Source organism: Halomonas campaniensis (genome assembly GCF_002211105.1).
Lineage (GTDB): Bacteria > Pseudomonadota > Gammaproteobacteria > Pseudomonadales > Halomonadaceae > Vreelandella > Vreelandella campaniensis_A.
The window spans coordinates 1-14,532 of the sequence record NZ_JPUA01000005.1 but is presented as its reverse complement, the minus strand read 5'-3'; the positions used below and the strand labels follow the sequence as shown (position 1 = coordinate 14,532).

Here is a 14,532-nt window from a genome sequence, read left to right as displayed (position 1 = left end):
TGCTGATAAACGGCCTAGTACGTATTTTAAGCGAAAGGCCGTTTCATTATGGCTAACCAATGAAGCTGATGATAGCTCACCTCAATAATCGAGATGAGCGAATACGTGAACTGATAACCTCTACTAACCTATCCGTCGATAGCCGAGACTTAAGTAAAACAGCTTCTACCTGACCGTGCTGTTGGTTAGTCATATCGGCTCCGGATAGAATGACTACTTTTGCTTCAGGTTGGCACGCGCGGATATCAGGAACGAGCTCCCACCCAGACCCATCCGGAAGCTCTATATCGAGCAATACGACGTCAAACGCTTGCTGTTTCAGACATATGCGAGCATTTTCCAGTGTATGAGCCACCTCAAACTCAAAGCGCTCACCTGCCATGGCAGAGACTACTTCGTGCAAGTCCAGGTCGTCTTCAACATGGAGTATCCGAGGATGGTCTTGGCGGCTAGCTGACAACTGCCGATTAACTATATCGATTAACTTATACTGATCGATAGGTTTCGCTAACCAATCAATATTGTCAGAATCACCTTTAATCGCTAAGCGCCCCTGCTCTACCTTGGCTGAGATCACGACGATTGGTATGTCAGCCGTGCTGGGTTGCTCACGTAATATGCGAATAATATCCAGCCCGGAGGTATCTGGCAGCATTAAATCTAGACTAACAAGATCATAATGCGTTTTGTGCAGGGTGCTCAGCGCATCTTTACCATTTAAGGCAACATCAACTTGATACCCTGCTTCATTAAGCATAATGCTTAACAGATAGGCAACATCTTCATCATCTTCAACAACCAAAATACGGGGAGATTGACGATATTCAGTAGCATTCGCCTTTTGTAAAGAGGTTTCCACCGCCGTTTGAATTAAAGGTAACTCAAAGAAGAAGCGTGAGCCTTTACCTTCGGCAGACTCAAAATTAATCCGCCCGCCCATATGCTCGACCAACTCTCGCGTAATGGCCAACCCAAGACCAGTGCCATCTTTGGCGCGAGTATCTGAAGAATCTGCTTGAGCAAAGCGCTGGAAAATTTTCTCGCGAAATGCATCTGTGATGCCGGGGCCATTATCTATCACGCTGACGATTATCGTTTTATCTGACACTTCAACAGCAAGTGTTACCTCGTCGCCATCCGGTGAAAACTTGATCGCATTGGATAAAAGATTGGCGAGAACTTGCGATAACCGCTGAGGATCAACAATGATAAGTGCCTCTAATGCGTCATCGCCACATGCCAATGAAAGCGTCACGCTCCTATCGCTTCCATAGCTGCGATTGGACTCCAGCGCCTGTTCAATCAACGGCATCAAAGGCTGCACTTGCATGTCAAAATGCAGTTTGCCTGCTGCAATCTTTTCGATGTCCAGTAAATCATTGATCAAGTGAGCTAAACGCTTGCTGTTACGATGGGCGGTCGTCAGTAGCTTTTGTGCTTTTTCAGGCAGCTCACCCAACGCTCCCCCCATTATCAAGCCTAGGGCCCCCGAAATAGAGGTTAATGGAGTACGAAGTTCATGGCTTACGGTAGAAATAAACTCATTTTTCATCTTATCCGCTTGTTTTTGCTCGGTAATGTCTTCAGCAATATTCAGATAGCCACTGATTTCACCGGTACTATCACGCATGGGAGTCACGACAAGAGATACTGGCAAATAGTGGCTATCCTTGTGGACATACGTCCACTCTCGCGTTTCTGAGCCGTCTTGTTCGGCTTTTTCCACAAACACTCTAAAGCCCTCAATGGGTTTGCCTAGCTCAGCACTTAGCTGTGCAGACCGCACTTCCAGCTCATCTTTCAGGTGCAATATCGCCGGGGTCTGCTTGCCCAACACATCTGTTTTGCTATAGCCCAGCATATTCTCGGCACCTTTATTAAAGGCGGTGATAATGCCGACAGTATCAGTAGCAATAATGGCGACTTCAGATGCAGCTTCAAGTATATTAAATAAAAAACGTTCAGCTTCGCGAATCGCATCATCTGCCACTTTTCGCTCATTCGCTAAACGGTTCATAGCACGAGCGAGCGCACGTACTTCAGGGCCGCCTTGTTCGCGGAAATCGCTATCAAACCGAGCATCGTCGGCCATGTGATCAATGCGATGTGTGATTCGCTCAATGGGGCGCGTCAAACTTTGCGCAATCCATGCCCCCGCCAGTCCAACGAGCGCCATGGCAATCAGTGCGATTAGCAGAAACTGTCGGAACGCTGCTTTGGCAGGCGCGATGGCGTCACTGTAAGGCAGAGCTCGTAGCACAATCCACCCTATAGAATCCAATTGTTGGCTGGCCACCAGGTATTGCTGTTGTTGATAATCAACAAAAGTACCGGCAGGGCTGAGCGACAGTGCAGCGTCTACTAGAGCGTCCTCACCATTCTCAGGTAGCGGCTCGGGTGTGTCGAACCGCTCCCGCATGGAGACAAACAGGCGGTGTCGCGGGTCAAGAATCAAGGTGATAGTACTGGATTCGTCCTCAGCCCAGTTTCCCGAGTCGATAAGCGGCGTGTTTGCGAGATCCACTATTCCGGCTGCATATCCAATAACATCATCATTGGAAGACAGAATGGGTTGCACATATGAGATCAGTGGCAACCCTGTGGTACGCCCCATTATTGGCTCTGAAACTACCGCTTCTTTGGTTTGCTGGGCGCGCTGGATATGAGGACGGTCGGCATAGTTAGTACCTATACGCCCTGGCACATGCCGGTTTTCTGCGATAGCAGTGCCATCACCATCAAAAATCAACAAACCATCCGAAAACAGTTCACTGGCCACAGAAGGCTGCTGCAGTAGCGATTGCAGTGCTTGCTGACTACGTAGCTGCCCACTATCGGTCAGTAGGCGTGTTGCAAACGCTTCTAGGGCAAGCGTCCGCTGCTGCTGTGATAATTCAAGCTCAAACGCTAGTCGGTTTATTTCGGCTGTTTCACGCTCTGCCATGATGGTTTCATAATTGGCCACCATCAGTTGGTGAACCGTCACCAATATTCCGCCGACTAAAATACCACTCATGACTATCACAAGTAGAACAATACGAACGCTCAATGGTAGTTTCACGATGGGTATTCCCTAGGCAACAAAATAAAAAAGTTAGCTCCCCCGCCCACCGCATTGCGGTAGCCAACTTCTCCGCCCATCTGCTGGCAGATTTCTTGGCTGATTGCTAAACCCAGACCGGTACCCGGTAGTTTTCGAGTATCGCTGCCATCCGCTTGAGCAAAACGCTGAAAGAGCCGATCGCGAAACGCCGGATCAATGCCTGGCCCGTAATCACGCACAGAAATATCGATGGAGCTCTCAGTCGATGAAATGTCTAGCTCAACCGACTTTCCTTGCGGTGAGAACTTGATCGCGTTGGACAGCAAGTTCGTGAGAGCTTGTATCAAGCGAGGGCCATCCACATTACCCCATATGGGAGGCCAAGCACTGGAGACCTGAATCATCACTTGATGCTGCTCGCTATAGCCTTGCAAAACGTCAACGGTTTCATTTAACAAAGGGGCTAGCCGTTGAACATTTAAGTGCATCGGCATTTTACCAGCCACCAGTTTTTCCATATCCAGCAAGTCGTTAATCAACGCCGTTAAGCGCTGTGCGTTGCGTTCTGCGGTATTAATAAGCGACTGAGCTTTATCAGGTAGGATACCCGCTGCACCGCCCCTCACAAGGCCGAGCGAGCCCTTGATCGATGTCAAGGGCGTACGAAGTTCATGACTGACGGTAGAAATAAACTGATCTTTCATTTGATCCAGCTTGTGGCGTTCAGTGATGTCCTCAACTAATGACCAAATCACTTGCCGGCCATCTTGCTCTTGGCTCAGCATACCCTGTAAACGCACCGGATAACGACTGCCATCTTTGCGGATATATTCCTTCTCGAAAGGGCCGTAGCGACCTGTGGCTGTTAAGCTAGCAAGTGCCTTTTCTTCTTCAGGCTTATATTCTTTTGGTGTGACATCCCAATAGCTAAGCGATACAAACTCATCGCGGGTATAACCCGTTGGGGCAATTAATGCATCGTTTAAATCAATAAAGCGCCCAGTTGCAAAATCATTCAGTGCGATGCCTATGGGGGAAAACTCAAAGAGCCCCCTTAACCGTGTTTCGTTGTTTTCCAAGGCCAGACGTGCCTGCTCCCACTCATGAATATCATGCAGGTAGCCATGCCATAAGATACTCCCGTCCATAAGGCGCTCAGGCTTAGCATGGCCCATTATCCAGCGATAGCCATTACCTTGACACTGCACACGATACGTCGCCTTCCAATAGGCCAGCGTGCTAGCTGAGTGTTCTATCGATGCACTGACGGCTTCCAAATCTTCAGGGTGAATCCGCTCATAGGCTGGGGCGGCATCTTCAGCAGCCTGTGTTGGAGTAAGGCCGTAAAAATCCTCAATTTGAGGAGAACTAAAGGGGAATGTAGTGCGGCCGTCCGCGAAACGTCGAAATTGATAGGTCACACCGGGCAGTTGCGCCGTTAACTTGCTGAGACGCTCGTTATGGATATTGTTGGCTAGCAGGTCGGACAACCAGCGCGCCAGTAAGCGTATAAAAAACTTTTCGCTATCATCATAATTTTCAACGCGTGCTTTGCTGGCCGAAAAATTCAGCGTGCCAAAGGCTTGGCCTTCTACCTCAATGACAATGCCTGTATATGCGCCTAACGGATTTGCCTGATAGCAGAGATGGCGTTTGAATTCACTGCGTTCAACATTCGCAATGAACAGTTCACGCTCCTCAGCAGAGTCGGCAGAAAAAATAAAGTGGCACCATGTGTGCCCCAACATAAATTGCTGACCTGGGATTAATGCAGCACCTGCTGCGGCCTCCATCCAGCGCACCGTATAGACGTCACCCTCGATCTGACTAAGAATTGCCAGGTCCACTTGCAGGTATTGCCTTGCCGTCGCAAGGGCGTGGTTGATTTTCCCATCCAGCGTATCTTGCGAGGAAAACACGATGTCGTTAAGCAGCACCAATGCATCGTGGTGTTTTTTAAGTTGGCTTACCGTGTTCTGTTCACGGGTAATGTCGACAATGAAACCTTCTCGAACCATCGGATGTTGAACATCGCCTAGAACGCTCTGGCCCCGCTCTTCCACCCAGCGCCATGTGCCATCTCGATGCTGGATACGATACTCAAGATGCCAACCGACCTCGTTGGCAATCGCTGTCTGTACCACCTCCTCCACCGCTGGCGCATCGTCGGGGTGGATTAAGTCTGCGTAACAGACGCTTTTATTACCGACCAGCTCGTCTGCCACATAACCACTGACCCGGTCGACCTGCCCACTAATGTAAAGCATGGTCCAGTGCTCATCGTGTAAGCAGCGGTAGGTCACCCCAGGCATGTTATTAATCAGAGAGGCCATGTGATCGCGGCTAGCAATCAGTTCAGATTCTAGTGCTGAATATGATGTTTGGCTGATTTCATCAGCTTGTATCAGTTCCTCCACCGTCGCCGCCAGGTCGCCAAGCATATCAACTTGCTCAGCAGATAAGGTCCTTGGCTGTGTATCAATCAGACAAAGAGTGCCAATCCGATAACCGTCGACGGTGTGCAAAGGAGCACCGGCGTAGAAACGAATATTAGGAGCGCCAGACACTAAGGGGTTGTCGGCAAAACGCGCATCGTCTAGGGCATTTTCCACAATTAATGTTGAATCGGACAGAATAGCGTGTCCACAAAAAGAAATGTTGCGCGGTGTTTCTTTCGCCTCAAGCCCTTGGCATGATTTAAACCACTGCCGGTTCTGGTCAATTAACGATACCAGGGCAATGGGCACTGAAAACATATGGCGAGCGATGCGTGTAATGCGGTCGAAACGTGCTTCATGATCACTATTAAGCAACCCTGTTTTGTTCAGTGCACACTGGCGCTCAGTTTCATTTTCCGGGATCAGTGGTGCCTTCATGTTCAACCTCAGCTGTCACATCGCTCTCGGTGCTAATCTACCGCTAAACAGACGCGGTTACGGCCGCTGTTCTTGGCTTGATATAGCGCTTGGTCGGCCCGGTTAAGCAGCGACTCGGCGGTATCGTCTGGAAAACGCTGGTTGTCTACCACTCCAGCGGACAAGGTGCAGGCGAACTGATTGCTGCCTCCCGTAAACTGGATAGCGGCAAAATCTTCGCGAAGGCTGTTCACCATGTTGGCGGCATTGTCAGCAGCACAATCAATCAGTACCAGCGTAAACTCCTCTCCACCATATCGGCCTAATTTATCGGTACTCCGGAAACGCTGGCGTAGCAAGGTGCCGAAAGCAGCAATCACTAAATCACCGACTGCATGGCCATGCGTGTCATTAACCGACTTGAAATGATCAATATCGAGCATCACCACACAAAAGGTCTGAGGTTTTCGCTGCGCCAATTGCCACTGGCCCTGCAGAGCCTCCTTGATACTGGCGTGCTTAAGGAGCCCGGTTAAAGCATCTTTATTTTTGGTGTGCTCTAGTTTGCGTAGCCGCATAACGCGGGCGCGGCACAAGTTGACGAGCAAGTCCTTGTCGATGGGCTTTTCCAGAAAGGCATCGCCCCCCCTTAATAACGCTTGCCCGCGCAGTTCGGCATCGGGTTCGGCCGAGAGATATACTATCGGTAGCTGTGACCAGCGCTCTAGCTGGCCCAGCAAGGCAGCAATTTCTGCGCCGGTAATGCCGGGTAGCCATAGATCCATAAGGATCAGCTCAGGATTGAAATCATTGATAGCCTCGAACAGAGCGTCGGGACGATTGAACGCTCTGACCTGCATACCCGCGTTTTCCAGTATGTACTCAAGATGCCGTGCTAATTCGACATCATCTTCGACAATCATGACCCGCTCTGGCTGGCTATCCTTCGTCTTGATCAGCTGCGCTATGTGTGAAGCAAGCTTAATCATGTCTAGCGGTTTGACGAAATAATTTTGCCCCCCGCTACGCAAAGCATGAAGTCGCGCCGTAAAGCTCTCCTCACTACCCGTAAAGAGAATTGGGCAGGTGTAATCTTTGAGCTGCATACGCCAAAAGGCCACCGGATCTACGCTGATTACCTGGCGTTGGGTAGCGCGATGGTCAATCAATAGTAAGTCAGGGGGTGAATGTTTCTCTTGCTGGAGCTCCTGGGCATCACTGAAATGCCTTACTTGAAAGCCAAAGCTGTGTAGTTGTTGAACCATATATTCTGCCAGCATGGCATCACGCTCTACCAGCCAGATGGAAGGTTCACCATCAACATTTTCCAAGCGAGTCGTTTCCATACCCACAACCGCTTTCTTTTTTCTGTCCGCTGCAAGCGTGCTTTGTAATTGCAATACCCAACCCGAGATAGGGAGTGGCTGCTTAGCGTCTTGCTTCAGAGCCTTTGACACCTGCAACTCGTACTCTCGAGCCTTACGCCCAAGACTTTCAAACCCAAAAGTCCCAGCAGAGCCTGCCAACGAGTGTAAGACTGAATGTAATTGCTGAAGTGACTCAGTACACGAGGGATCTGATGCAAGCCGGTCAGCAAGCACGGTAAGTCGCTCGAACTCAGCTGTAAGACGTTTTGAGTAAGCATCCGAAAGCGTTTTTAAGCGCTTGGCGTAAGCCTGGGAAGAGGTTGAATCAAGCATGAAACGCTTTCCAGATAGCGCGAACGTCGTCGGCGAGGGTCATGGGGTCAAAAGGTTTTGCAATAACGTCTATGGCCCCGATTTCTTTATAGCGCGCCACTTCTTCGGGATGCACTTTTGCGGTCATGAAGGCGACGGCTATAGAGTCACTAATGTGCCCTTTTCGCTTCAATTCCAGTAGGGTGCGGGGGCCGTCCATGCCGGGCATCATAACGTCCAGCAGAAACATTTGTGGCGCGAAATTTCCCGCTTCACTTAATGCTTGTTCGCCAGACTCGCATACTTTCACCGTTAAGCCACCTACGTCCTCCAGAGCCATGGCGGCAATATCGCGAATATCAGGATCGTCTTCGACGTACAAGACTCTTTCAAGTGCGTCCATAACACGTCTCCTTAAAATTCTTTAACAAGAATACCTATTTTAGGTCACTGTATAAGCGATATATCAGAAGTGCTATGCTTTTTGCATGATAAGGCCGATTGGCTTTTCTCAACAAATAGAGTAGGTGATACTCGATCCTACCTCTGGCCGAGTGAACACCGGACGCTGCGCGTCATACGGCTACCGCGGACCACCAAGTACTTGATCGCTCGCCATTCAAGGCCTTATTCATAGGGCCTGCGAGTAATACTGGGGATCTACCTCGCGGTTACCAGTATCCTGCTGATACGACGTGATGAGAGAGTAAGCACTGCCAACAGCCCGTGTTCGGACGAGGAGCTACGCTTGTCAGTGCCACGACATTGCATTGCAAACTACTGGGAAAATGAAACAGCATCTATGCGCAGGGCTTCCAAGGACAACGCCATGTCCTCGGCAAGATCATGTACAACAGCGCTGTCTACGTCGCGCTGGGCAAAAGCTCTTAGTCCTATTACCTCGGCCTGCAATCGCCGTCCTAGCCTGCTGGGATCGAGTCGCGAGTCCAACTCGCCAACCTGCTGAGCAGCAGAGAAGCGATCAATAAAACGCTTTTCCATACCTGCCAGCAACTCCTCTGCTTTGCGCCAAGCCGCCTGCTCTCGTTCGCCCAATTCCAACAGGCTCTTCACTAACATGCAGGCGCGGTTTGGCAGCTCTTGGTCACAAAGACCGCCGAGCCGTCGTAGATAGGCAGCCAGGCCTGTCAGCGGTGAGTCGTGAGCGTTCAAAGTACGCTCAAGCTCGGCCAGAGCCAAACGGGCGTAGCGCTCTAAAGCTTCCTGAAACAGCCGGTCCTTACTACCGAAGGTGGCATAGATACTGCCCGGGCGCATATCTAGGGCTCGCTCCAAGTCTTTCAGCGAAGTGGCATGAAAGCCCTTCCGCCAGAAAAGCTGTAGAGCCCGCTCTAAGGAGTCATGGCGTTGGTGGAGAGTTGCACGAGGCATGATCGAATCCGATTTCACAAGGCCGCTAGAGAAAAGCGGCGTCAACAATTTGAGCGATCGCTCAATTTTATCTTGAACGATCACTCAAGTACAGCTATAGTCGCGTTCGATGAAAGCTGTACCTATTACGCCCTTTTTTGAGTGATCACTCAAAATCATGCTCTTGCCTGTAGGAAGACATATTTTTGTCGAAAAAGTAAAGGAGCCGTTACATGATCGATTTTACGCTTCACGATAAGCAAAGCGCCCCTCCACCCAGCCAAAAACTATTGGATACATCGATCCAAGCATTCGGCATGATTCCTGGCTTACACGCCGTCATGGCTGAAGCGCCGGGGCTATTGGAGGGGTATCAAAAACTTCACCAGCTAGCGCTGGATAGCAGTTTTAATAAGGAAGAACTTACCGTGGTTTGGCAGACCATCAATGTCGAACATGCCTGCCACTACTGTGTTCCTGCCCATACGGGCATTGCAAAATCCATGAATGTGGACGATGCCATCACTGAGGCTCTGCGAAACGAGACTCCGCTCCCCACAGAGCGTTTGGAAGCGCTACGCAATTTTACACTTTCCGTTGTGCGTGGTCGTAGCAAAGTAAATGAAAATGACGTGCAGGCCTTCCTTGCTGTTGGCTATACAAGACGCCAGATTCTAGAGGTCGTGCTCGTCACAGCGCAGAAGGTCATGAGCAACTATACCAACCACCTCGCCGACACACCGGTTGATGCCCCTTTCAAAAAATTTGAGTGGCATAAGGCTAATTAATAAATGTATCGCGAGAAGCGGCGCTCCAGCGTCGCTTCTTGTTTTTGGAAGGAGGCTTCTTTAACAGTGATGGCACTATTAAAAATATTGGATACACGAAAAAAGGCTCCTGCTGGAGCCAATAAAAAGGAACAGATCAGAAGGATTTAGGCCTTCCATGGGGGTGACATCCTTGTCTAGAGGCTTCATGCCATAACATAAATCAACCTAGACGCTATTTTGCGCCGCATCAAATTAGACATCCATGGTTTAGCGTGTGCTGTCGTTTCATCTCAACAGGGTCGTCTGACCTACCACGCTCTCTACTTGTCCTTTTGCCGTCATATCCCAGTGCTACGCCAACCACGTAGCGCCATACCCACCGGCGAGTGACGGATCTAGCCTTCCTTGAGCATTTGTTGATACGTCAGCTAATTCAGCACTTTTCAACTGTTATGATGACTAGACTCCTTCATAAGAGATAGGCGATACGCGATCGCGTTGAACCTTAGCCTGCTAGGTACCGTTCATGACATCAATATCGAATGAAAACATCGCTCCAAGAAGGCGCGTGCAGCACTCCTTCCTGCACATGATCACGTTCCCTTTTGCGACGCTACGCGGGCGCTTGGTCGTGGGGGCCGTGGTGCTATGGGGTTTGCTTTGCCTAATCGTGCTCATGTTTGGCTAGCAGGCGGGCAAGTTCCTGGTGAATGAGACCAACCACCAGCATCTGCGCTACGAGGCAGAACTCATTAGCCACTCAATCACTCGTCAGGTGAATGAGCGTTTCAGCGAGCTGGAGCGTTTGGCAGAGAGGATGTCGCTTCCCAGGCAAGGAGCTCTACAAGAACAGCACGCGTACACGATGGAACCTCTCTTTGAAGCACTGCTGGTGTTTGATTTAAGCAGCGAGGTCGTTGACGAGTGGCCTGCTGAAGGAGGTCGTAGCGGTAACAATTTTGCTGACCGTGAATATGCCCGGTTTATGCATGCGTTCAAAACGCCTTATGTCAGTGCTCCCCTGGTTGGGCGCATTACTAACACGCCGTTGGTACTGATGCTGATCCCCCTTCACGACGACGCGGGTCGCTACACAGGCTTTTTAGGTGGATTGGTCGATCTTAGGAAAAGCCAACTGTTCAACAACTTTGATAAGCTCCGCTTAGGCGATCGCGGCTATGTCACGATCACAACGGCAACCGGTCAGCGTATTTACGCTCCCAATCAACAAGAAGCCATTGTGACGCTACCGGACACCATGTCGCCCGTCTTGGAGCAAGCATTGGATGGCTGGGAAGGTGAGAGTTTAGGTCAGTCTATCGCTGGCGAATCTCAACTGGTCGCCTATCGACAAATTTGGCCTGCGAACTGGATCGTTGGCGTGCATTTGCCGCAAACACAAGCCGAAGCCCCTCTTGTTGCGGGCATGAAGCAAATTACTGTATACGTCTGGGGCGTGCTCGCACTGATTTTACCCTTGGTGTGGGGAGTGATTTGGTTGGCTTTACGCCCCTTGGCGCAACTTGCTCGACAGATTCAAGAGCTTCAAGACGGGCGCCGCTCTGTATTGAATATCCCCACCACGATGAAAGAGCTGCGCCGCGTTATTGATGTGATCAACACGACCGAAGCTGCACGCCAAGCAAGCTTGCACGACTTAGCGGAGCGGGAAGCCTTGCTGAGGGGGACGTTATCCGCTTCGCCTCAAGGCACGTTTGTGACGAACCCGCGCGGTCAACTGACCTTTATCAACGACGCGCTGCACGAGATTTTGGGTGATGAGGCACCTCTCAGCCTTCAAGACTGGAACGACCGAATTCATCACGATGACCGCCCAGAGGTCAGAACCGCTTGGTTACGCAGCCTCGTTAAACAAACGGGCTTTGCACGTCAGTTCCGCTTCTTGAGTGCCGATGGAGAGATGTGCTGGTTAGATGTGCAAACAGCGGCTGTGCGTGTCGATGATCAGTTTATCGGCACCGTGGGTACGGTACGCGATATCACCCAGCACCACCACGACTATGCTCAAAAGCTCTGGGAAGCGGAGCATGATCCTCTCACCCGATTACTGAATCGTCGCGGGCTAACGAGGCATCTTGAAGAGTTGCTGATGCAATGGCAGTCAAAAGACAAACCGACCGCCGTCATGCTGTTTGATTTAGATCGTTTTAAGCCCGTGAACGATCAAGGAGGTCATGCGTTAGGCGATCAAATGCTTCAACAAATCGCGAACATCGTGCAGAGTGAGATTCGCAGCAGTGACTATGCCGCTCGCCAGGGGGGAGATGAATTTGCCGTGATACTGCCGGGCTGTACGCCCGTACGCGCCCTCACCATCGCCGAATCCCTGCGTGCCAGTATTGCCGCTAGCTTTATCGAAGCGGAGGGCCGTCAATGGCAAGTTACCGTCAGTATTGGGGTCAGTCATTTTCGCCAAGAGGATACAACGATCGACGATGTACTCAATCGCGCTGACGTTGCGAGCTATCGCGCAAAGCAACGTGGACGTAACAAGGTCGAGGGTGATGTCGATGTCTAGCAGACAATTACAATCTCTATTTCCAAGCCGATAGAGCAGGCAATTTAACTAACAATAAAGTCACGTTTCTTCTCATAGGCTGGGCTGAAGGTCGCTTATTTAAGCGCCGTGCGGCCCCGACGTCACCCTCAGATTGAGTAGCGCTACACTTTAGCGTCCGAACATATGCGTCAGGAGATTGGACATGAAGAAGCGTTTCAGCGAAGAACAGATCATTGGTTTTCTGGGCGAAGCAGAAGCAGGACTGCCCATCAAAGAGCTATGCGGTCGGCACGGTTTCTCAGAAGCCAGTTACTATCTATGGCGCAGCAAGTTTGGCGGCATGAGCGTACCCGATGCCAAACGACTCAAAGAACTCGAAGCCGAAAATGGACGCTTGAAAAAGCTGCTCGCGGAGTTGCTACTGGAAATGGAGGTCACTCGCGAGGCGCTGAGAAAAAGTGGTGAGTGCCCCGGCACGCCGAGACGTGGTGCGCTTTATGGTGTCACGTGGTCTGAGTGAGCGCCGAGCGCTCAGTGTCATCCGTATGAGTGCCAGTGCATTGCGCTATCAATCGGCCCCTGACCGCAATGAAGCATTGCGTGAACGCATTGTGGTCTTGGCCCATCGGCATCGTCGTTATGGCGCGGGCATGATCTACCTGAAGCTGCGTCAAGCCGGGGAACAGGTCAATCATAAGCGCGTCGAGCGCCTCTATGCGGCGGCGCGGTTGCGGGTAAAACGACGAATGCGCAAGAAGGTTCCTACATCTGAACGATAGCCACTGGCTCGCCCTGGCGCCACCAATCAGGTCTGACCAATGGATTTTGTTTTTGACCGTACCTCAGACGTGCCAGTGATAAAGAACCTCACTGTTGTCGACGACGCTACTCATGAAGCCGTGGCTATCGTGCCTGAACGTGCCATTGGCGGCCTGTCGTTAACACGGATTCTGAATCACCTGGCTTTACAACGTGGCCTACATAGCGCCATTCGTACGGATAATGGAAAAATTTTGTGACCGCGCCGTGCTGTTGTGGGCGCATCTACATGGCGTTGCCCTGTGTTTAATCGAGCCTGGAAAACCCAATCAAAACGCCTATATCGAATCATTCAACGACAGCTTCCGGGACGAGTGTCTGAACGTACACTGGTTCCTGAGCCTTGCCGACGCGCAGGAAAAAATCGAGAACTGGCGCATCGAATACAATGAAGATCGGACCCACAGCTCGCTGGGCAATGTGGCACCGCGCGAGTATTATCTGAATCACTCACAGGCCTGATTTTTCCTAGTCTGAGTGCTCGGTTATTGGGGAGAGGGTCAAAGTTACTTCTGACGCTAAACCCGACTGCTACTGAAAATGGGGTGACGTCGCTAGAATATGTAAGACTTTCCAAAACAATTCAATGGAAAATCAAACACAGGCCATATCTTAATCTAAGGAATGGTCATTTAACGGAGGAAAAGATGGGAACACCGAAAGATAAAGGCCAAGCAATTTTCGCGTACCGTGCTTTTGATTTGCGCGACCATTTTCCTCAACCGTTAGAGACCTTTCGTGAAGCCTTGGAAGTGTTTACAAAGCGATGTTGCCTATATGGCCGCAATGAGCTGAGAGATCGTAGCGTACTTGCGGGGTGGAGGGTCGATAAAGATTCCTGATGATTTTTTCATTTATCGTTCAGACAATAGTATTTCTCTCTTGGGTGAAGAAGAGAACGATGCTATTTGTCTAGCAGTGGAAGCTTGGCTTCTTGAAAGGTTGGCTCAAATTAGTGCTGATTTTTCAGCACCCGAACCGTCAAGAATAAGACCATACAAGTTTGAGCTACTGCTCGACCAATGTGACGAGAATGCTGATGAAACAGACGAGGTACACGCTTGGCGTGACCTAACTGAAGTGGGGCGGGAGCAGCTTGATGAATGCGCTGCCCCCAAGAAGCCAATATAAGATATCTGGCGCGCAAATTGTGTGGCCACATTAATTACGGGTGGGCAGTTATGATCAAATCATCTGAAAAATGGGCAGGAAGACCCCTCCCCTACTCTGAAAAAAAGTTGGTGGCCAACCTCACGCCACAATCCGCCCACGCGGATGAAATAGCCTTACTCGCCCCCGGTGAATTTGAAACTAGGAATAGTCCACCTGAGGATGAGGCTTCCTCAGGTGCAGCACGAATCTTTGCACGATGAGCGATGAGCGATGAGCGATGAGCGATGAGCACTAGTCCTGAATTCAAACATTAAGCGCAGCACCCGCGGTTTTTAGCTCCCCTGAATACTCTCCCAGGAAC

Annotated in this window: 7 protein-coding genes and 1 pseudogene; 3 read left to right on the top strand and 5 right to left on the bottom strand. The window is 50.6% G+C overall.

Features of this window, described 5'->3' with window-relative positions:
- Positions 1–76: 76 nt before the first annotated feature.
- The 5 genes from JI62_RS02690 to JI62_RS02670 form a co-directional block, all read right to left on the bottom strand.
- Positions 77–3,061 (bottom strand): response regulator, encoded by a 2,985-nt coding sequence (locus tag JI62_RS02690; protein WP_240513109.1) that lies wholly within the window; start codon positions 3,059–3,061, stop codon positions 77–79.
- Positions 3,058–5,919, bottom strand: coding sequence for a PAS domain-containing protein (locus JI62_RS02685; protein ID WP_088698696.1), 2,862 nt, complete (start codon positions 5,917–5,919; stop codon positions 3,058–3,060). Before JI62_RS02685 ends, JI62_RS02690 begins: the two co-directional genes overlap by 4 nt.
- 32 nt (positions 5,920–5,951) lie before the next feature.
- Complete coding sequence (locus tag JI62_RS02680) at positions 5,952–7,355, bottom strand: GGDEF domain-containing protein (RefSeq protein WP_346425898.1); 1,404 nt, start codon at positions 7,353–7,355, stop codon at positions 5,952–5,954.
- Positions 7,356–7,590: 235 nt separating this feature from the next.
- Positions 7,591–7,980, bottom strand: a complete 390-nt coding sequence (locus JI62_RS02675; protein ID WP_088698694.1) for a response regulator — start codon at positions 7,978–7,980, stop codon at positions 7,591–7,593.
- 374 nt (positions 7,981–8,354) lie between these two features.
- On the bottom strand, positions 8,355–8,969 hold the full coding sequence (locus JI62_RS02670; protein WP_088698693.1) for a TetR/AcrR family transcriptional regulator: 615 nt from the start codon (positions 8,967–8,969) through the stop codon (positions 8,355–8,357).
- A gap of 212 nt (positions 8,970–9,181) precedes the next feature.
- On the opposite strand from JI62_RS02670, the gene JI62_RS02665 reads away from it, so the two are divergent.
- The 3 genes and pseudogenes from JI62_RS02665 (at position 9,182) to JI62_RS02655 (ending at position 13,520) form a co-directional block, all read left to right on the top strand.
- Positions 9,182–9,736 carry a carboxymuconolactone decarboxylase family protein gene (locus JI62_RS02665; protein WP_088698692.1) on the top strand — a complete coding sequence of 185 codons (555 nt, stop codon included), beginning with the start codon at positions 9,182–9,184 and terminating at the stop codon, positions 9,734–9,736.
- Between the two features lie 688 nt (positions 9,737–10,424).
- Entirely contained in the window at positions 10,425–12,257 is a 1,833-nt protein-coding gene (locus JI62_RS02660) for a sensor domain-containing diguanylate cyclase (RefSeq protein ID WP_088698691.1), read from the top strand.
- A gap of 184 nt (positions 12,258–12,441) precedes the next feature.
- A pseudogene (locus tag JI62_RS02655) lies at positions 12,442–13,520 on the top strand (IS3 family transposase).
- Positions 13,521–14,532 lie beyond the last annotated feature (1,012 nt).